General features: G+C 60.4%; 16 protein-coding genes. 8 read left to right on the plus strand and 8 right to left on the minus strand.

Annotated elements, in window-relative coordinates; translation table 11 throughout:
* Positions 1–250: 250 nt before the first annotated feature.
* On the plus strand, positions 251–973 hold the full coding sequence (locus tag JJB09_RS02790; RefSeq protein ID WP_246748557.1) for a pentapeptide repeat-containing protein: 723 nt from the start codon (positions 251–253) through the stop codon (positions 971–973).
* 178 nt (positions 974–1,151) lie between these two features.
* Positions 1,152–2,015: an alpha/beta fold hydrolase gene (locus JJB09_RS02795; protein ID WP_201652804.1), complete on the plus strand. Its 864-nt coding sequence runs from the start codon at positions 1,152–1,154 to the stop codon at positions 2,013–2,015.
* A gap of 100 nt (positions 2,016–2,115) precedes the next feature.
* Here JJB09_RS02795 and JJB09_RS02800 read toward each other — a convergent pair whose 3' ends face one another.
* The 6 genes from JJB09_RS02800 to JJB09_RS02825 all read right to left on the minus strand — a co-directional run bounded on the left by JJB09_RS02800 (position 2,116) and on the right by JJB09_RS02825 (position 7,367).
* On the minus strand, positions 2,116–3,153 hold the full coding sequence (locus tag JJB09_RS02800; protein ID WP_201652807.1) for a sulfate/molybdate ABC transporter ATP-binding protein: 1,038 nt from the start codon (positions 3,151–3,153) through the stop codon (positions 2,116–2,118).
* A gap of 12 nt (positions 3,154–3,165) precedes the next feature.
* On the minus strand, positions 3,166–4,053 hold the full coding sequence (cysW, locus tag JJB09_RS02805; protein ID WP_201652810.1) for a sulfate ABC transporter permease subunit CysW: 888 nt from the start codon (positions 4,051–4,053) through the stop codon (positions 3,166–3,168).
* Positions 4,046–4,900, minus strand: coding sequence for a sulfate ABC transporter permease subunit CysT (cysT, locus tag JJB09_RS02810; protein ID WP_201652813.1), 855 nt, complete (start codon positions 4,898–4,900; stop codon positions 4,046–4,048). The genes cysW and cysT overlap by 8 nt, the downstream gene beginning before the upstream one ends.
* Before the next feature lie 140 nt (positions 4,901–5,040).
* Positions 5,041–6,078, minus strand: a complete 1,038-nt coding sequence (locus JJB09_RS02815; RefSeq protein ID WP_201652815.1) for a sulfate ABC transporter substrate-binding protein — start codon at positions 6,076–6,078, stop codon at positions 5,041–5,043.
* Between the two features lie 317 nt (positions 6,079–6,395).
* Positions 6,396–6,914 carry a hypothetical protein gene (locus JJB09_RS02820; RefSeq protein WP_201652818.1) on the minus strand — a complete coding sequence of 173 codons (519 nt, stop codon included), beginning with the start codon at positions 6,912–6,914 and terminating at the stop codon, positions 6,396–6,398.
* Between the two features lie 9 nt (positions 6,915–6,923).
* On the minus strand, positions 6,924–7,367 hold the full coding sequence (locus tag JJB09_RS02825) for an RrF2 family transcriptional regulator (protein WP_201652821.1): 444 nt from the start codon (positions 7,365–7,367) through the stop codon (positions 6,924–6,926).
* Between the two features lie 253 nt (positions 7,368–7,620).
* Between JJB09_RS02825 and JJB09_RS02830 the strand changes: the two genes are divergently transcribed.
* The 4 genes from JJB09_RS02830 (at position 7,621) to JJB09_RS02845 (ending at position 13,240) form a co-directional block, all read left to right on the plus strand.
* Positions 7,621–8,370 (plus strand): phosphoadenylyl-sulfate reductase, encoded by a 750-nt coding sequence (locus JJB09_RS02830; protein ID WP_201652824.1) that lies wholly within the window; start codon positions 7,621–7,623, stop codon positions 8,368–8,370.
* Positions 8,371–8,561: 191 nt separating this feature from the next.
* Positions 8,562–9,512, plus strand: a complete 951-nt coding sequence (gene cysD, locus JJB09_RS02835) for a sulfate adenylyltransferase subunit CysD (RefSeq protein WP_201652827.1) — start codon at positions 8,562–8,564, stop codon at positions 9,510–9,512.
* Between the two features lie 2 nt (positions 9,513–9,514).
* The gene (cysN, locus tag JJB09_RS02840; protein ID WP_201652830.1) at positions 9,515–10,990 is read left to right on the plus strand and encodes a sulfate adenylyltransferase subunit CysN; all 1,476 of its coding nucleotides are present in this window, start codon (positions 9,515–9,517) and stop codon (positions 10,988–10,990) included.
* Positions 10,991–11,167: 177 nt separating this feature from the next.
* Positions 11,168–13,240 carry a S8 family serine peptidase gene (locus JJB09_RS02845; RefSeq protein WP_201652833.1) on the plus strand — a complete coding sequence of 691 codons (2,073 nt, stop codon included), beginning with the start codon at positions 11,168–11,170 and terminating at the stop codon, positions 13,238–13,240.
* A 111-nt stretch (positions 13,241–13,351) separates the two neighbouring features.
* Here JJB09_RS02845 and JJB09_RS02850 read toward each other — a convergent pair whose 3' ends face one another.
* Together JJB09_RS02850 and JJB09_RS02855 are read right to left on the minus strand one after the other, a co-directional pair.
* On the minus strand, positions 13,352–14,668 hold the full coding sequence (locus tag JJB09_RS02850) for an HlyD family type I secretion periplasmic adaptor subunit (RefSeq protein WP_201652835.1): 1,317 nt from the start codon (positions 14,666–14,668) through the stop codon (positions 13,352–13,354).
* Positions 14,665–16,641, minus strand: a complete 1,977-nt coding sequence (locus JJB09_RS02855; protein WP_201652837.1) for a type I secretion system permease/ATPase — start codon at positions 16,639–16,641, stop codon at positions 14,665–14,667. Before JJB09_RS02855 ends, JJB09_RS02850 begins: the two co-directional genes overlap by 4 nt.
* A gap of 486 nt (positions 16,642–17,127) precedes the next feature.
* Here JJB09_RS02855 and JJB09_RS02860 point away from each other — a divergent pair, with 486 nt between their 5' ends.
* Together JJB09_RS02860 and JJB09_RS02865 are read left to right on the plus strand one after the other, a co-directional pair.
* Positions 17,128–18,417 (plus strand): low temperature requirement protein A, encoded by a 1,290-nt coding sequence (locus JJB09_RS02860; RefSeq protein WP_201652840.1) that lies wholly within the window; start codon positions 17,128–17,130, stop codon positions 18,415–18,417.
* Between the two features lie 32 nt (positions 18,418–18,449).
* Positions 18,450–19,199: a GDSL-type esterase/lipase family protein gene (locus tag JJB09_RS02865; protein ID WP_201652843.1), complete on the plus strand. Its 750-nt coding sequence runs from the start codon at positions 18,450–18,452 to the stop codon at positions 19,197–19,199.
* Positions 19,200–19,300 lie beyond the last annotated feature (101 nt).

The raw sequence follows: 19,300 nt of genomic DNA on the forward strand, positions 1-19,300 counted from the left end.
TATGTTACGCCGACGAAACACTCGGCAGCGTATCGAAAATTGAGAGGAAAACTTGACGGGCCTCTGGCTCGAACGAAGGTCGCTAGCAAATATCGATGCTGCTTATCTAGCCCATATCTTAACAATGCGCAAGGGGATGTGGAAAAATATTCTCATCATGAATGCAGGAAGAAAAAAAATTCTCAGAATAAGCGTTCTCGTCATTCTCACGGTCCGCGCCGGACTATATTCTTACTGAAATGGCGGCAAGATGCGCCACGATTCTGGTTCCGAGATGGTCAATATGCAGAATGAATACCTTGAAGTCGTCGAAGACAAGCGTCTTTCTCGCGCAGAGATCGAGGCTTTGTCGCGCCATGGCAAGCCCTGCAGGCTGCTGCGCTGCGATCTCGCCGAACTCGATCTCTCGGGCCTGACGCTGACCGGGTGGGGGTTCGACAGTTGCACCTTGAAGCAGGCAGAGCTCATGGGGACGAAATTGCAGGCGTCGGTCTGGGCCAGCTGCAGGGGTGGCTTTGCCGAATTCGTCGGCAGCGATTTGCGCGAGGCCGAAATTACCGGCTGCGATTTTAACAATGGTAATTTTCGCGGAGCGAATCTGACCGCCGCGAAAGTTCTCCGCTGCAAGCTTACCGGCGCCAACCTCGCCGAAGTCAAGTCGCTCAATACGTCATTCGAGGAGACGCTGTTTGCCGATGCCAGGCTGCCGAACTTCTCGTTTCGCAAAGTGGTTCTCAAGAAACTCGATTTCCAGATGGCGGACCTGCGCAACGGTGATTTCCGCCAGGCGGTTTTCGAGGAATGCAGCCTTCGTGATGCGAACCTTGCCGGCTGCCGTTTCGACGGCGCCGATCTGCGCGGCGCCGATCTTGGTGGTGTCAGGCTGTTCGATGCAAAGCAGTTCAAGGGAGCGACGATCTCGCGCGCCCAGGCGGGTCAGTTGCTCGCCGAGCTCGGCCTCAATGTGCAATAGTTTCGGGGTCGCGGCGCATGCCGCGATGCCGGTGATCGGTTTAGGGAGGCCCGGCAGGCCGGAGCGCAGCAGGCTCCGGCGATGAGAAAATTTGAACGACCATGTCGGATCGTGGAGACCTGGCTCGTCTTAACATCGACGCAGGCATGAGCCGCGCAGAAAAAGAGGAGAGATACAGATGTTCCGCACCGCGCTGATTGCCGTGGCTCTACTGGTCGCAAACCCTGTTTTCGCCATGTCCGAACCAGTTGGGAAACGGGTCGAGGTCAACGGCATGCAAATGTACTACGAGGTTTCCGGCGAGGGCGATCCGCTGATCGTGCTGCACGGCGCCTACATGAACATCCCGTCGATGGGTGCGATTATCCCGAAGCTGGCCGAGACCCATAAGGTCTACGCGCTCGAACTGCAGGGCCATGGTCGTACCACGGATATAGACAGGCCGATTACATATCCCAACCTGGCTGATGACGTCGCAGCGTTCATGGATGCCGCAGGCGTCAAGAAAGCCGATGTTTTCGGCTATTCCATGGGAGCCGCAGCCGGATTGCAACTGGCCATCCGCCATCCCGAAAAGGTCAGCAAGCTCGTCGTAGCCTCGGTTTCCTACGATGCGGAGGGCTTGCAACCGGAGTTCAAGGCCTTCATCCCGCAGATGACAGTCGAGATGTTCGTCAGCATGCCGTTCGCACAGGACTATCGCAAGCTTGCCGCCAATCCCGATGGTTTCCCGGCCTTGGTAAAAAAGCTGATCGCGCTTGAGCATGAGCCGATGGCGTGGGGGACGGATGTCAAGGCGCTCAAGACCCCGGTGCTGATCATTACGGGCGATGCCGACGTGGCGACGCTGGAGCATTCGGTCAAACTGTTCCGGTTGCTCGGTGGAGGCGCAATGGGCGACATGGGCAAGCCGCTGCCTGCTTCGCGCCTGGCTGTCTTGCCGGCAACATCGCATACGGCGGTGATCAACCAGGTCGATTTGCTGGATGCCTTGATCGAGCCCTTCCTGAACGGGCAGGTGCCGAAGGGAATGTTCGAGTAGGACGTGGCGCTATCAGCCGGTGCCCGACTTTGCATCGATACTGCGGCATAAGAACCCTCTCCCAGAGAGAGGGTTCTCGGTGCCAGTGCGCAACCTGACATCAGGCGTTAGGAAACACCTTCCAGCGCGTCGGGCGGAAACGAAGCTCGGTGCCGCGCTCGGCCGATGAGTCCAGCGGCACCTCTATTTCCACATGATGCGGCGTTGCCGAGGTTCCGACGTCGACCTCAACAATCCTCGTACCCGCCAGACGCCGTGCTGCGGTCACCTTGCCGGATATGCCGGGGCCCTCCGATACCAGTGAGACATCGCTCGGGCGAAAGAAGATCTGGCCGGTGCCGTCGGTCGGATGCTGCAGGCCGATTGCTTCACCGCCGAACTGCACGTCGCCATGCGCCATGCTCACCGGCAGGTTTACGCTGTCGCCAATGAAGGAGAAAACGAATGGCGAATTCGGGCGATCGTAGACATCGTCCGAGGAGCCAATCTGCTCGATCCGTCCCTGGCTCATGACGACCACGCGGTCGGCGAGTTCAAGCGCCTCTTCCTGATCGTGGGTGACGAAGATCGTGGTATGGCCGGTGCGGTCGTGGAATTCGCGCAGCCATTTGCGCAGTTCCTTGCGCACTTTTGCGTCGAGCGCGCCGAACGGCTCGTCGAGCAGCAGCACGCGCGGCTCGATTGCCATGGCGCGGGCGAGCGCCACGCGCTGCCGCTGGCCGCCCGAGAGCTGGTTCGGATAGCGCTTTTCCAGGCCGGTCAACTGCACCATGTCGAGCAGTTCGAGCGCCCTGCGGCGGATCTCGACCTTCGGCGGTCGCGTCGATTTGGGGCGCACAGTCAGGCCGAAGGCAATGTTGTCCAGGATCGTCATGTGCCGGAACAGCGCATAATGCTGGAAGACGAAGCCGACATTGCGTTCTTGAACGGGCTTCCACGAGGCATCCTCGTTGCCGAAGAAGATGCGGCCTGTGGTGGGCCGCTCCAGTCCGGCGACCAGACGCAGCAAGGTCGTCTTGCCGGAGCCGGACGGGCCGAGAAGCGCGATCAGTTCGCCTGATTTGATGCCGAGCGAAACTTCATGCAGCGCCGGGTAGCGGTCGAATTCCTTGCGGATTTTTTCGATGCGAATTTCCATGGGGTGAAAACCTTAATGTTTGTTCGAGCCGGCGATGCCGTGCGAATACCAGATTTCGAGCACGGTACGGACAACCAGCGTCAGAAGGGCGAGTAGGGCGAGAAGGGAAGCAACAGCAAACGCGCCGGCGAGATTGTACTCGTTGTACAGGATCTCGACATGCAGCGGCATCGTCGTCGTCAGGCCGCGGATATGGCCGGAGACGACCGAAACCGCGCCGAACTCGCCCATGGCGCGCGCATTGCAGAGCAGCACGCCGTAGAGCAGGCCCCATTTGATGTTGGGCAGCGTCACCCGGAAGAAGGTCTGCCAGCCGTTCGCGCCGAGTGTGATCGCCGCTTCCTCCTCGGCAGTGCCCTGTTCCTGCATCAGCGGGATCAGTTCACGCGCAACGAAAGGGAAGGTGACGAAGATCGTGGCAAGCACGATGCCGGGAACGGCAAACAGGATCTCGATGCCATGATGCTTCAGCCACGGCCCCAGCACGCTTTGCGCGCCGAACAGCAGCACATAGACCAGGCCGGAAATGACTGGCGATACGGAGAAGGGCAGGTCGATCAGCGTGATCAGGAACGCCTTGCCCTTGAAGTCGAACTTGGCGATAGCCCACGAGGCGGCAAGGCCGAAGACCAGGTTCAGCGGCACGGCGATTGCCGCGACGAGCAATGTCAGCCGGATTGCGGCAAGCGCATCCGGTTCCCTCAGGGCCGCGATATATTCGCCGGCACCGTTGCGGAACGCTTCCACCATCACCGATATCAGTGGCAGGATGATGATCAGCAGCAGATAGGCGAAGGCGGCGAAGATGAAGGCTGCCTTTGCCCAGAAGGGCTCGGTGGTTGCGGAACGCCATTTTTTCGGGGCGGTGTAGGATGGCGGCCGGGATTGGCGATCATGCATTGGTGTATCTCCGCGTCCAGGCCTGAATGAGATTGATCACGAACAGCATCAGGAACGACACGGCCAGCATCACGGTCGCAATTGCCGTGGCGCCTGCATAGTTGAACTCTTCAAGGCGGATGATGATCAGCAGCGGCGCGATTTCGGAAACATATGGAATGTTGCCGGCAATGAAGATGACCGAGCCGTATTCGCCGGCCGCACGAGCGAATGCGAGCGCAAAGCCGGTCAGGATCGCCGGCAGCAGGCTTGGCAGGATGACGCGGGAAATCGTCTGCAGGCGCGTGGCGCCCAGCGTGGCCGCAGCTTCCTCGACCTCCTTGTCAATCTCCTCGATGACGGGCTGCACCGTCCGCACGACGAAGGGCAGGCCGATGAAGATCAGGGCGACAATGATGCCGGCGGGCGTGAACGCGATCTTGATGCCGAACCAGTTGAAGATCTGTCCGACCCAGCCGTTCTTGGCGTAGAGGGCCGCGAGCGAGATGCCGGCAACGGCAGTGGGCAGTGCGAAGGGCAGATCGACGATGGCATCAACGATGCGCTTGCCTGGAAAATTGTATCGTACCAGCACCCAGGCGACCGGCAGGCCGAACAGCACATTGATGATCGCGGCAATCAGCGCGCAACCGAAGGAAACTTTGAGCGCATTTTGGGTGCGCTCGTCGGCAAGCAGTTCGGCATAGCCGGAAAAGCCGATCGCTGCTGAATGCAGCACCAGCGCGGCGAGTGGAATCAGGATGATCAGCGTCAGCCAAGCGACAGTCACGCCAAAACTGAGCCCGAAGCCCGGTATGACGCTGTGCCTCCTGAAACCGATACGCTCGGTCAGAGGTTGTTCGTACATTAGGTATTCCCCGTTGAATTTGAGGCGGGAGAGCCGGCTTTGCCTGTGTCTCTCCTAACAGTTTTATTTTGTTGTTTTTCAAGCAGTCGCGCTGCCATTCGAGCAGCGCGACCCCTCCGTCTCAATTAGCGGATACTAACTTACTTTGCTGGCTTGTAAATCTGGTCGAAGATGCCGCCGTCGCCGAAATGCTCCGGCTGAGCCTTCTTCCAGCCGCCGAACAGCGGATCGTCGATGGTGACGAGATTGATCTTCGGCAGTTCCGCGATGCCCTTGACCAGTTCGGGCGAGATCGGCCGGTAATGGTTCTTGGCTGCAATCGTCTGGCCTTCAGCAGTGTAGAGATACTGGAGGTAGGCTTCGGCGACTTTGCGCGTGCCCTTGGCGTCGACATTGCCGTCAACTACGGCAACGGACGGCTGGGCCAGGATCGAAAGGCTGGGGGTGACGATTTCAAACCCTTCGTCCTTGAATTCGTCCTGGGCGAGATAGGCTTCATTTTCCCACGCAAGCAGAACGTCGCCGATTTCACGCTGGGCAAAAGAGGTCAGGGCACCGCGGGCGCCGCTGTCGAGAACCGGGGCACGCTTGTAGAGGTCGGCAATGTAGGCCTTCACCTTTTCCTGGTCGCCACCGAATTCCTTGTTGGCCCAGGCCCAGGCGGCCAGATAGTTCCAGCGGGCGCCGCCCGAGGTTTTCGGGTTCGGGGTCACGATTTGCACGTCATCCTTGACCAGGTCGCCCCAGTCCTTGATGCCTTTCGGATTGCCCTTGCGGACGAGGAAGACGATGGTGGAGGTGTAGGGGGCGGAATCATGCGGAAGACGCTTCTTCCAGTCTTCCGCGATCTTGCCGGTCTTCTTGGCGATGGCGTCGATATCGCCTTCGAGCGCCAGCGTCACCACATCGGCATCGAGCCCGTCGATGACGGCGCGCGCCTGTTTGCCGGAGCCGCCATGCGACTGCTCGACGCTCACGTCCTCACCGGCTTCCTGTTTGTAATGGGCGATGAACGCCGCATTGAATTCCTTGTAGAGCTCGCGCGTCGGGTCGTAGGAGACGTTGAGCAGCGTGGTCGCCGAATAGGCCGGCAGCACCGTGGTTACGGCGAGTGCGAGGCCGAGTGCCGCGCCGCCCAGGCTCTTCAGCGTGTTGCGTCGGTTGAGTACAGAAACCATTTGGTCACCCTCCAGTTTGGTTAGTGCTTAAACTCTATCTGGTAGGTAGAGTATGTCAACAAACTAAACATAAAAAGCAAAACGGGTTCGTTTCGCGCCGGTTTTTTGGAACGCAAGACAGATCGCGCCCGAATTGGCTGGAATAAAGATGGCGGAAAAGTGGCAGGGCGGGGTACGAAATTTCGTGCTAGCCAGCCGTTTGAGCGGCGTGGAGTCCGAAATCCGGGTTGTTCGGGCCGTCAAAGCGGTGGGATTCGGACCAGTTGCCAGCCCGCAATTGTGTTGTCGCAGCGTCGTTGTCGCTCGGCAGGGCAGGGCTATTCGGCAAACAGTTTGCTAACCCACTTGCCGTCGACCACGCGCCCCAGTTCCGTGTCATTTTGGTCGACAATGAGAGCGATGCCGCCGTTCCGTTCACCTGAGGCAAGGCAATAGACGGCCATGGCGACGCTGATCTGGGCCTGCCTGTTGATCCTTGTCCAGCTACGCCAGGAGACTTTGGCGACGACATCTGCGCCTTGCCTTGCAAGCGAGACCAAGGGCCCCGCCGACTGGGCGATTTCAAGCTCTATTGTCGCGCTCCGGCACGCGGCATTTGACGCTTGGCCCCTGGCAGCTTCTCGTGCGCTGGCCAGCCATGTGATGCCGCCGAAGATGCTTCCGAGGATCAGCGCCGTGATGATGGCCAGGACAGTCATACGCCCGCCAGACAGCGTGCGTCTCTCTGGCTGATGGCCAGGAGGGTGGGTGTCGACGAATTTCGGAACGCTTTGCGCCTCAATCGTCCGCTGTTCATAGGCAGTGGGGCGCTCGGGTATAAAGAACTTGTCGTCCATTCCAGCCGGTTATCCAGCCAGCATCACGGTAAAGCGGTTCTTCTCGTTCAGCGTATCGGCAATGGTCGCCGAAAACAGCACTTCACGGGTGGCGTCGGCAACGCGGGCGAAGACGTGACGGATCTCGCATTCGGTTTCGTTGAGACAGTCGTCGCATTTGCGGTAGGCGGTCTGCGACAGGCAGGGCAGCGGCGCGATCGGCCCGTCGATCATCCTGAGCACCTCGCCGAAGGTGATTTCCTCTGCCGGTCTCAGCAGGAGATAGCCGCCGTCCTTGCCGCGTTTGGACATCACCAAGCCGCGATGCTTGAGGTCGAGCAGGATCTGTTCGAGAAATTTTTTCGGGATCTTCTGCTGGTCGGCGATCTCGGCAATCAGCATCGGCGACTTGTCGTTCGACCGCGCCAGCGCAGCGAGTGCGCGCAATGCATATTTTGCTTTCTGGGAGATCATACCGGACGCCTGGACAATTGATTCTATTGCACACGCATACGTTACCCTTCTTCTGGGTCAAACGCAGCGCCGCAAGCCTATCTGTCCCCGCATAATCAGGCAAAAATTCGAGCCATGCAGCAGGTTTTTCGCTGAATCCGGAACCGGGAGTGATATTTGCTCTGCATTCATCCGGAAGGGAAAACCGTTTTCTGTCCCCGGCCGGCTCGACCTGCGATATTCCGGCCAATTGGAAATGCAGGACAATCCAAAAATGACCATGATCAATCTTTCCACCGAGGCTCAGTCCCTGAACGAGCGGATGCAGGAACTGGATCTTGCGGGACGGCTTTCCCTGGCCGCCAGCCTTGGTGGGCGTGTCGTCTTCACCACCAGCCTTGGTATCGAGGATCAGGTGATCACCCATTTCATCGGTGAAAACCGGTTCGATATCGATGTCGTCACGCTCGAAACCGGCCGGCTCTTCCCTGAAACGGTGCAGCTTATCGCCGATACGGAAAGCCGCTACGGTATGGAAATCCGCCGCTTCTTTCCGGAAAAAGCCGATATCGACGCCTATGCGGCCCAATATGGTTTGAATGGCTTTTACGACAGTGTCGAGGCGCGCCACGCCTGCTGCGGCGTCCGCAAGGTCAAGCCGCTGGCACGCGCACTTGCCGGCGCTTCGATCTGGGTTACCGGCCTGCGCCGTGGCCAATCCGGCAATCGCGCCGACACGCCATTTGCCGAGTATGATGGCGAACGCAATCTCATCAAGATCAACCCGCTCGCCGACTGGGACATGGAGAAGATCAACTGTCTCGTCGCCGACGAGGCTGTGCCGATCAACCCCCTGCACGCCCGTGGTTACCCGTCGATCGGCTGCGAGCCCTGCACCCGCGCCATCAAGCCGGGCGAGCCGGAACGCGCCGGCCGCTGGTGGTGGGAAAACGACGAAAAGCGCGAATGCGGCCTGCACGTGCCGGAGGCGGCCCTACCGTCGCTGGAATCGAGCGAACTTTGAAATTCGTCGATTGACCCTCACCCTAACCCTCTCCCCGCACTCGGGGAGAGGGGACGCTAGAAGCGCAGACCGTGCTACGCGTCCCTTCTCCCGTTTTAACGGGGAGAAGGTGCCGGCAGGCGGATGAGGGGCAAATCTTGAAAGCTGGATAACGTAATTCCCGGGCATTTCCGGGAGATTGGAATAGTGAAATGTCCCATTCTGAATTCGATGCCCACACGCGGGATGCCGCTGCGCGGCCGCCGCTCGATCCGCATCTGAAGGCGCTGGAGAACGAAGCCATCCACATCTTCCGCGAAGTGGCAGGTGAGTTCGAGCGTCCGGTGATGCTTTATTCGATCGGCAAGGATTCGTCGGTGCTGCTGCATCTGGCGCGCAAGGCGTTTTATCCCGGCCGCATCCCGTTTCCGCTGCTGCATGTCGACACCGGCTGGAAGTTCAAGGAAATGATCGCCTTCCGCGACAAGATGGTGGCAGACTACGATCTCGATCTGGTCGCCCACACCAATCCGCGCGGTGCGATCGAGAACGTCACGCCCTTCACCCATGGCTCGGCACTCTATACCGACATCATGAAGACCGAGGCGCTCAAGCAGGCTCTTGATGCCGGAAAATATGATGCGGCATTCGGCGGCGCCCGTCGTGACGAGGAAGCTTCGCGCGCCAAGGAGCGTATCTATTCGTTCCGCACGCCCGATCACAAATGGGATCCGCGCAACCAGCGTCCGGAACTCTGGAATATCTATAACGGCCAGATCCGCCGCGGCGAGAGCGTGCGTGCGTTTCCGCTGTCGAACTGGACCGAAGTCGACATCTGGCGTTACATCCAGGCCGAAAACATTCCGATTGTCCCGCTTTACTTCGCCGCCAAACGCCCGGTCGTCGAACGCGATGGTATGATGATCCTCGCGGAAGATCCGCGGCTGGAGTTGCAGCCCGGCGAAGTCAAGCGCGAGGAAGTCATTCGTTTCCGCACGCTCGGTTGCTTCCCTCTGACCGGCGCGATCCGCTCCACCGCCACCACGCTCGATGAAATCATCGCCGAGCTCGAAACCGCCACTGTCTCCGAACGTCAGGGCCGTGCCATCGACCGCGACCAGGCCGGCTCGATGGAAAAGAAGAAGCGCGAAGGGTATTTCTGATCATGACCACTGTTTCCAATCTTGCCGAACAGCAGCAGCTGGCTTCGGAAACCCAGAAAGTCACCCGCGATTCCCGTCCGCTTCGCCTGATCACCTGCGGATCGGTAGATGACGGCAAATCGACGCTGATTGGGCGCCTGCTTTGGGACACCAAGGCGGTCAAGGAAGATCAGGCTGCAGCGCTGAACCGGGATTCCGCCAAGCAGAACGATCTCGGCCTGCCTGATTTCGCGCTGTTGCTCGATGGTCTCCAGGCCGAGCGCGAGCAGGGCATCACCATCGATGTCGCCTATCGCTACTTTGCCACCGAAAAGCGCTCGTTCATCGTTGCCGACACGCCAGGCCACGAGCAATATACCCGCAACATGGCGACCGGCGCCTCGACGGCTGATCTGGCCGTTCTGCTGGTCGATGCCCGCACCGGCCTGCTCGAGCAGACCCGCCGGCATGCCACGATCGCAACATTGATGGGCATCCGCCAGTTTGTGCTCGCTATCAACAAGATCGACCTGATCGGCTACGACAAGGCGCGTTTCGACGAAATCTCCCATGAGTTCAAGGAGCTTGCGTTGTCGCTCGGCGTCCGTCAGGTCACCGCAATTCCGGTTTCTGCGCTCAAGGGCGAAAACGTCGTCTATGACGGCCGCGCCTCCATGCCGTGGTATGACGGCCCGACCATTGCCGAGGCGCTGGAAAAGGCCACCGTGCGGTCCAGCCAGACTGTCGGCTTCCGCATGAGCGTCCAGCGCGTGTCGCGCCCGGGCGAAAGCTTTCGTGGCTATCAAGGCACCGTTTCGGGCGGTTCGGTCAAGCCGGGCGACTCGATCGTCGTGCTGCCGTCCGGTATGATCGCCAATGTCTCCAAGATCGTCACCTTCGATCTGGTGCGCAATGCGGCGGTGGCCGGTGACGCCATCACCCTGGTGCTCGACCGGCAGGTCGACATTGCCCGTGGCGACATGATCGTCACCATCGACAGCCAGCCGATGCAGGGATTGGGCTTTGACGCCCAGCTCGTGGCATTGCAGCCGGAAGGCATCGAACCGGGCAAGCGCTATTGGCTGAAATCCGGTTCGCGCCGCCAGCGCGTGCTGGTCGAACCGGCCCAGCAACTCGACCTCAAGTCGGGTAAGTGGAACACCGCCGAACGCCTGCCGATGAACGGCATCGGCAAGGTGCATCTGGCATTCGAAGAGCAGGCGGTGTTCGACACCTACGAGCAGAACCGCTCGACCGGCGCCTTCATCCTCATCGATCCCGACACCAACAACACGGTGGCCGGCGGCATGATCACCGGCAAGCGCAGTTCGGTGTCCTCGATCCATGACGGCGATGCCCGTGTGATCCTGTCGCTTCCAGCCGATCTCGCCGACCAGTTGATGAGTGGCGAGCTTTTCGCTGCCCGCCGCGACGAAGTGGAAATCCGCCGCCTCAGCGCCGGCAAGGCGAGGGACGTGTTGGACGGCATCGACGGTTGAGAAGCCGGCGTCTAGCCTAAATTGTCAAAAAGGAGCCTTCTGGCTCCTTTTTGCATTGCCCTTGCCTGACTGACGGGCAGCCAGCCTTGCATGCATGGGCCTGAATTACTCCCAATTGTTTATTTGAAGGCCGGTATATTACCATGCTCTAATGCAGGCTCATTCGGAGGATTTCCAATGAGCATCCCCACCGATACGCTTTTCTCCCAGCAATGGCATCTGTTGAACATGGTGGCCGGCGAATACGACCTCAACGTCACCAGCGTCTGGGACGAATTCACCGGCAGGGGTGTCAAGGTCATGGTGATCGACGACGGCTTCGATCACGCCCATCCGGATCTTTTGCCCAACTACGACACCGCCAATGACCACGATTATGGCAATGACGACGCCAATGCCGCCCCATTCTATACATCAGACAATCATGGAACGGCGGTCATGGGTCTGATCGGCGCGGCCAATAACGGTACCGGCGCGGTCGGCGTGGCTTACAATTCGACCCTGATCGGTGCGCGCATCGACTACAACTTGAACGCAAACGACTGGACGACAAATCTGATTGGTGCGCTTCGGGATGCGGTGGATCTCGACGTCGGCGTGGTCAACATGAGTTTCGGCGGTGCCGGCGATTTCGACAGCTATGACGGCGCCGCCAACATTGCGCGGTTTCACAAGGCGCTGGATTATGCCGTTTCCGAAGGGCGCGACGGCCTGGGTCTGGCGCTGGTCAAGTCGGCCGGGAATTTCCGCACGTCGCTCACCGACGTCAATCACAACCAGGCCGACAACGACAGCCGGCACATCCTGGTGGCGGCCGTGGACCGCAACGGCTATGTTTCCAGTTACAGCAGCTATGGTGCGCCCGTTCTTGTCTCGGGGTTCGGTTCGCAGTTCGAGGTCGTCACAACAGATCGTCTCGGCGCCGATGGCTACGACGCCGGCGATTTTACTTTTGACTTCTCCGGTACATCAGCTGCCGCGCCGATGGTGAGCGGTATCGTGGCTCTGATGCTTGAAGCCAATGACCAGCTCGGATGGCGGGACATACAGAGTATTCTGGCGGCTTCGGCGCGCCATGTCGGCTCCAATGTCGATGGATCCAGCCTCGCCGGCAGCGAGCTTAATCCTTGGAACTGGAACGGCGCTGCCAACTGGAACGGCGGTGGCATGCATTACAGCGAGGATTACGGCTACGGCCTGGTGGATGCGCTGGCTGCAGTTCGCATGGCCGAAAGCTGGACTGACCAATCCACGTCGGCCAACGAGAGACTCGTGACTGCCGACCTTCTCGACCGACGGGTCATCATCCCGGACGGCGATCTGAACGGCAAGCTTTTCTCCGACAGGCTCACTGGCAAGCTGGTGGTCGAACGGGTAACCGTGACCCTCGATCTGGACGTAGCCAACACGGCGGATCTGCGTGTCTTTCTCATCGGGCCGGAGGGGCATAGGCAAAGACTGATCGCCGATGCCCAGGCCTGGACCTATGACGGCAAATATACTTTCCACAGCCAGGCATTCCGCGGCGAGATGAGCAATGGCGACTGGAAGGTGCGTATTGTCGATGATGCCTTCGGCTATCAGACGGCTGTTTCCGATGTGAAGGTGCGAGCCTATGGCAGCAAGCCCACAGCGAATGACACCTACTTATACACGAACGAATTTTCGGATTTCCTCGGCAGCCACTCGAATAACCTCAACGACAGGGATGGCGGGCGAGACCTCATGAACGCAGCTGCGGTGACCGGAGCCATGACGGTTGACCTGGCTGCCGGCACCGCGCTTGTCGATGGCGTCAGCATGCTGGTCAAGGGCATCGAGTCCGTCTTCGGTGGCGACGGCGATGATCTGCTGACCGGCAACAACGCCGCCAACCTCATTGCCGGCGGCAGGGGGCAGGATACGCTGGCCGGCGGTAGGGCTGGCGACAGGTTCATCTTTCGGGTCGTCGCCGACTCCCGCGACGGCGTCACGCACGACCTGATTGCAGATTTTGGCATTGGCGCCGACATCATCGATCTCGGCGATATCGATACGCGCACGAGGAAGGGAGACCAGGACTTTACCTATATAGGCGCCCGCAATTTCCACAATGTTGCAGGAGAAGTGCATTTTGTTCGCGTCGACAATGCGGGCACCAACGATGATTACACCCTGGTGGAGGCCGACCTTGACGGAGACGGTGCAGCCGATCTGCAGATCGAACTGTCCGGGCTCCTTGCACTCGCCAAGTCTGATTTCATCCTCTAGCAGCCCAAGCGTCTGGGCGGACCGAGTGGATCACACGTTCACGCTGGTCCAATAGGTCAACCGAGCGAGAATCCGGAAGCATTCTCCTCCCCCGCAGGGGAGGAGGCTTGATTACCGCTCCAGCATCGACTTGCCGAAGTAGCTGGTCAGCGGGCGCACGAGATAGTCGAACGGCGTGCGCATGGTCGTCTGGATGAACGCCTCGACCGGCATGCCCGGTTTGATCTCCGCCGTCGTCCCGAGATACTTTTCCTCACCCGGCTTGAGCGCCAGGGTGACCTGGAAGAAGCTTTGGCCAGAACGCTCATTGGTGATGATGTCGGCGGACACGCGCTTGACCGTACCCCTGAGATCAGGTGTGTGGCGGCGGTCGAAGGCCTCGAAGCGGATGACCGCGTCCTGGCCTTCATGTACCTGATCGATCTGGGCCGGCGAAACCTGGACGCTGATGACCAGCTTCACCTGATCCGGTACGATTTCCATGATCGGCTCGGCGGCGCGCACCACCCCTCGCACCGTGCGGACGGCGAGGTTGAACACCTTGCCTTCCATCGGCGCCTTGACCTCGATGCGCGAAAGCGTTTCCTGGATCGAGTTCCGGCGTTCCTTCAGTTCTGAAACGCGTGCATCTGTCTCGGAGAGCGTCTTGATCGCTTCCTCACGCATCTGTGCGCCGACATTGATGATCGCAAGTTCCATTTCCGCGATGCGCGCCTTGTTCTCGTTGATCGATGATTGGGATTCGGCGATGCTGCCGCGTGCCTGGGCCGCCTCGCGCTGGAAGGCGAAAACACGACTCTTCTGCGTGAGCCCCTTTGCAAGCAGCTTCTTCTGGCTCTCGATATCCTCTTCGAGCAGCCCGAGCTGCTTGGTCAGCGCGTCGATGCGGGCGGTGAGGCCTTCATTCTGCTTGCCGATCTGCGCCTGGCGTTCCCCGAGCTGTTCCATCTGTTTGTCGCGGGTCTCGCGGCGAGCAAGCAGAAGTTCGGACTGGCTGCGAATGATCTCGGCTGCAGTCGGGTCGGTCTTGGCGCGTTCGACTAGCTCCGGATCGAAGGTAGCCTTCGGCGCTTCGTCCTGTTCGGCGATCGAACGGGCGCGCGTGCCGAGCAATGGGAAAAGCTGGCTTTCGATAACGGCGAGCTCAGCCCTGTCGAAGGCATCGTCGAAGACAAGCACGGTCTGCCCGGCCTTGACGATATCGCCTTCCTTGACGAGGATTTCGCCGACGACGCCGCCGGTCGCGTGCTGGACGATCTGCCGCTTGGTCTCGACTTCGATGACGCCCATGCCCACCACCGCACCCGCCATCTGGGTGAACAGCGACCAGGCGCCGAAGCCGAACACCAGGACGAAGAGGGTGAAGAAACCCATAATGAGGTAGCGCTTCATGCTCCAGGTCTGGAGCGGGGTTCTTTCTGCAGTCACTTTTCGCCCCCGTTCTCGGGTTTGCCCGACTCGGTGCCTTCTTTCACGTCAACTTGGCCTTCGCCGGCAGGCTTGTCGGACGCCGGTCCGCCAATCTGCTTGCGCGGCGGCGCCAGCCCTGCTGCGCCGGACAACAGTCCGGTGCCGAGGATTCCCGGCAGCGGCTGGGCTCCTCCCTGGCCGGAAGGCCTGGGTGGCGTCGGGTGAGGTGCGGCGGGAGTGGTTGCCGGTGGTCCAGCTGCTGGCGGTCCATCGGCCGGCTTGGTGCCGATTTGCTGGTAATTGCGCAGGTGCTGCTTGAGCACTTCGTCACGCGGTCCGAAGGCTACGCGGTTGCCGCCTTCGAGAATGAGGATCAGGTCGCATTCCTCGATGGCTGCCGGGCGGTGCGCCATGATGACGACCGAGCGGCCTTCCTTCTTGGCGTTGCGGATGGCGATGTTGAGCGCGGCTGAGCCTTCGGCGTCGAGATTGGCGTTGGGTTCGTCCAGCACCAGCAGCACGGGGTCGGCATAGAGAGAGCGGGCAAGGCCGATACGCTGCTTCTGGCCGCCGGAAAGCCGCTGGCCCTGGGCGGGCAGCTTGGTGTCGTAGCCGTTGCCGAGCCTGAGCACCAGATCGTGGGCTGCCGCTTTCTGCGCTGCCGCTACGACCTTTTTCGAGTCCGGTTCGAGTGCCAGGCGGGCAATATTCTCGGCGATCGTGCCTTCGAACAGGACGACGTCCTGCGGCAGGTAGCCGACATAGTTTGCGAGGTCGTCGACGCTGTACTGGTCGATCGAGGCGCCGTCGAGCCTGACCTTGCCGGCCTGGATCGGCCAGACGCCGGTCAGCACGCGGGCAAGCGTCGATTTGCCGGAACCGGACTGGCCGATGACGCCGAGCGCCTGGCCGGGTCCGAGTTCGAACGACAGGTTGCGGAGCGTCGGCATGCGCTCGCCCGGCGGCACAACGGAAATGTTCTGCACTTCCAGGATCGCGCGCGGCTTGGGAAGCGTGGTGCGAGCGCCTTCCGGCGGCACCTTGGCGAGCACGTCGGAGAGGTTCTTCCAGCCCTGCAGCGCGCGCTGGATCAGCGACCACTGGCCGATCACCTGTTCGATCGGCGAAAGCGCGCGACCGATGATGATCGAGCTTGCAAGCATCGCGCCCGAGGAGATGTGGCCCTGAATGGCCAGCCAGGCACCGGCGCCGAGAATGGCCGACTGCAGGAAAATGCGGAAAGTCTTTGATGTCGTGGAGTAAAAGCCGTTGTTGTCGCTGTAGTGGATATTGGCCATCAGCGTATCTTCGCGCAGCGCCTTCCAGCGGGTAGCGGTCGAGGACCGCATCCCGAGCGCCCGCACGGTATCAGCCTCGCGCTGCAATGTGCCGGTCATTTCCTCCGAAAGACGGGCCGTATTCATCGCCTTTTCCTGGTCGCCCTTGGTGCCGTTCTGATTGAGCCAGGTGAGTGCGACAAGAATGAGACCGCCGACCACACCGATCACGCCCATCAACGGATGGAATATGAAGATGATGACGACGAAGATCGGGGTCCAGGGAACGTCGAAAACCGCAAACGCCGCCGGCGAGGCAAGCGCCCGCTGCACCGAATCGAGATCGCGCATCGCGGTTGTGGCGTTGATGCCCTGCGAGGCAAGCATGGTGCGGTCGGTGACTATGCGGAACACGCGCATTTCCAGGTTGGACTGGAATCGGGCGCCGATGCGGGCGGCAAGGCGTCCGCGCATGTGGTCGAGCACACCCATGATCGCATATAGCGCCACCAGCAGCACGGTCAGCACCACCAGCGTCGGCTCGGAACGGCTCGACAGCACCCGGTCGTAGACCTGCAAGCTGTAGATCGATCCGGTGAGAACCAGCAGGTTCACAAAAAATGAAAATATCCCGATGGCTATGAAAGCAAAGCGGCTATCGGCTAGGGCTGCGCGTAGTTCCTCTACGCCGTTCTTCTTCGGGGCAGCACTCAAATCAGGTCTCTCTCGGTCATATGTGACGGATGCACGCGATATTGTGACGGCCGGTTTGATATCGGTGTAACACTCTGCATCTCAGTCGTTTGCGCAGTCAGCAGTGAGATCGCATTAACCTCGTTTACGACAAACAATCAATAGAAAACCCGCTTCAAAACTGTGTGAAAGCCGGTTGTTGGAGAGCCGGTTCCACAATCGGCAACTTCGTACCAGCGTTACGCGCCGCCGCCTTGCGTCGTGGCCCGGCTGTTTTCATGCGCCTCGCCTCCGGCACTGAGTTTCTTTGAAAAGGGAAATACAATTTCAACAAAGTCTTGCGAGGTTCACGAGGCGGCGTTTCCGTCGGAGTGGGTTGGGGTGAGGGGCAACTGGTGACGGACCGGTGGGGAGCACCAAGTGCCGGACGGGAGAGACGCAGACAATTGACGCCCCGCTGGATATTTCTCTAGTGTCGGTGGCTCGTTCCGCATCGAGAGGCCTCGCATGAACCATACCGCGCCGACGCCAGAAGAGTTGCATCATCACGCCGCGCGCATGCTTGGGCGGGACCCGCATGAGGTCCATCGGGCCGCCACTCCGCTCGAGCTGCTGTTCGACCTGACCTTTGTCATTGCGTTCGGGCTTGCCGCATCGCAGCTTGCCCACTATCTCGCGGAGGGGCACTACGGCACGGCGCTGATCGGCTTCGGGTTTGTAAGCTTCGCCATCTGCTGGGCGTGGATCAATTTTTCCTGGTTCGCCTCGGCCTACGATACCGACGACTGGATCTTCCGTGTCGTCACCATGGTGCAGATGATCGGCGTGCTGATCCTGGCGATCGGCCTGCCCAGGATGTTCGCATCGATAGAGCAGGGCTCCCATCTCGACAACGGCATCATGGTGCTGGGCTATGTGATCATGCGGGTCGCGATGATCTTCCAATGGCTGCGCGCCGCCAGGCAGGATCCGGCCCGCCGCCGCGCCTGCCTGACCTATGCGACAGCCATCGCCATCGCCCAGATCGGCTGGACCGTACTGATTTTTGTCGATTTCTCGCTGGTCGTGACATTTATCTTCTCCGCCATCCTGATCTTGATCGAGCTGGCCGGGCCGGTAATTGCCGAAACCCGGGATGGTGGTACGCCCTGGCACGCCCACCACATCGCCGAACGCTACGGGTTGCTGGCGATCATCGCGTTGGGCGAAGGCGTCGTCGGCACGGTCGCCAGCCTGTCGGCAGTGGTCGACGCGCAGGGCTGGACGATGGATACGGCGCTGGTCTGCATCGCCGGCACCGGCCTCACATTCGGCATGTGGTGGGTCTACTACATCGTCCCTGCCGGCAGGATGTTGCATGCGCATCGCAAGCGTGCCTTCGCCTGGGGCTATGGCCATATCATCATCTTCGCTTCGATCGTGGCGACCGGCGCCGGCCTGCACGTCGCCGCCTACTATATCGAGCACAAGGCGCATATCGGCCCGGTGGCGACCGTGCTGACGGTCGCCATGCCTGTTGCTGTCTATCTGCTGTCGATCTACGCGATCTACACATATCTCGTCCGTCGATGGGATCCGTTCCATGCCTTGCTTCTGGGAGCAACGGCGCTGGTCATCCTGCTGTCGGTCGCAGCCGCCTGGGCCGGTGTCGACATGGCGATATGTCTGGTGATCCTGATGCTGGCGCCTGTCGTTACCGTCGTCGGCTATGAACTGCTCGGCCACAGGCATCAGGCGGAGGCAGTCGCCGACGATGCGGGGAAACCAGCGTCTTCTGACAATGTAATGCGGGGTTGAACGTGCGGAGTGCAAATTTCAGGGGGGCGGGATTGGTCTTGGCAATCATGCTGGCCGTGGCATTTTCATTGCTTGGTGCGGCCGACCTGCAGGCAGGGGAATGCAACGCCTATGCTGTAGAGGTCGCAACTTCGCCGGTGCCGTACCAGTATCCGCATGGGCTGGAGAAGGCCGCATTGCTGTTGGCGAAGGTACCCGCCCGGGCAGACACGATACTCATCGGGGATTCGCTAGTGGAATTCTGGCCGAAGGACGTTGTCATCAGGCAGTTCAAGTCCGAAAGCGTCTGGAACATCGGTGTCGGCGGGGCCGAGACCCAGACAGTGCTCTGGCAGCTCGAGAGAATTGACGCGCCATCGGTTGCGCCCAAGCGGCTGCTCGTTCTCATCGGCACCAACAATCTGACGCATGACTATCTGCCGGCCTGCGCCATCGCCGCGGGCATCAAGACTGTCGTCACGGCGGCGCATGCAAAATGGCCGGCAGCGAGGGTGGATATAATGGGCATTCCGCCACGTGGCGCCGACTTCCGCTTCCGGGATGCCGACCGGCTGTCGGTCAATGCCGAGATCCGAAACTGGAGCGGGCAATATCCGTTCATGCACTATTTCGAGGTCGATGCCTCGGAAATGACATGCGGCCGGTATGGGGATGCTGTGGAAGTGGCTGCGGCCGGCGCCGAGGTTGCGACAGGCAGCCGCTGCGAAAACTATGCCGACGATTTCGGCCACTTTCGGCGGCCAGGTTATGACGTGGTGTTTGCGGCAATGACGAAGCACTGAGGCTTGGTCGAGGGGTGCCCCTCACCCCGGAGCAATCGGATTGCTCCAAACCTCTCCCCGTAAGAACGGGGAGTGGGAATCTGCTCCGAGTTCGCCGCGAG

Origin of the sequence: Phytoamicus setariae (genome assembly GCF_016722925.1) — a bacterium.
Classification (GTDB): domain Bacteria; phylum Pseudomonadota; class Alphaproteobacteria; order Rhizobiales; family Rhizobiaceae; genus Rhizobium_E; species Rhizobium_E setariae.

What these genes read in the sequence shown, in the direction of transcription:
- cysW (WP_201652810.1), bottom strand. Translation starts at nt 4,053, where the DNA reads ATGCATGATCGCCAATCCCGGCCGCCATCCTACACCGCCCCGAAAAAA.
- cysT (WP_201652813.1), bottom strand. Translation starts at nt 4,900, where the DNA reads ATGTACGAACAACCTCTGACCGAGCGTATCGGTTTCAGGAGGCACAGC.
- JJB09_RS02800 (WP_201652807.1), bottom strand. Translation starts at nt 3,153, where the DNA reads ATGGAAATTCGCATCGAAAAAATCCGCAAGGAATTCGACCGCTACCCG.
- JJB09_RS02790 (WP_246748557.1), top strand. Translation starts at nt 251, where the DNA reads ATGCGCCACGATTCTGGTTCCGAGATGGTCAATATGCAGAATGAATAC.
- cysN (WP_201652830.1), top strand. Translation starts at nt 9,515, where the DNA reads ATGACCACTGTTTCCAATCTTGCCGAACAGCAGCAGCTGGCTTCGGAA.
- cysD (WP_201652827.1), top strand. Translation starts at nt 8,562, where the DNA reads ATGTCCCATTCTGAATTCGATGCCCACACGCGGGATGCCGCTGCGCGG.
- JJB09_RS02860 (WP_201652840.1), top strand. Translation starts at nt 17,128, where the DNA reads ATGAACCATACCGCGCCGACGCCAGAAGAGTTGCATCATCACGCCGCG.
- JJB09_RS02845 (WP_201652833.1), top strand. Translation starts at nt 11,168, where the DNA reads ATGAGCATCCCCACCGATACGCTTTTCTCCCAGCAATGGCATCTGTTG.
- JJB09_RS02815 (WP_201652815.1), bottom strand. Translation starts at nt 6,078, where the DNA reads ATGGTTTCTGTACTCAACCGACGCAACACGCTGAAGAGCCTGGGCGGC.
- JJB09_RS02825 (WP_201652821.1), bottom strand. Translation starts at nt 7,367, where the DNA reads ATGATCTCCCAGAAAGCAAAATATGCATTGCGCGCACTCGCTGCGCTG.
- JJB09_RS02820 (WP_201652818.1), bottom strand. Translation starts at nt 6,914, where the DNA reads ATGGACGACAAGTTCTTTATACCCGAGCGCCCCACTGCCTATGAACAG.
- JJB09_RS02830 (WP_201652824.1), top strand. Translation starts at nt 7,621, where the DNA reads ATGACCATGATCAATCTTTCCACCGAGGCTCAGTCCCTGAACGAGCGG.
- JJB09_RS02795 (WP_201652804.1), top strand. Translation starts at nt 1,152, where the DNA reads ATGTTCCGCACCGCGCTGATTGCCGTGGCTCTACTGGTCGCAAACCCT.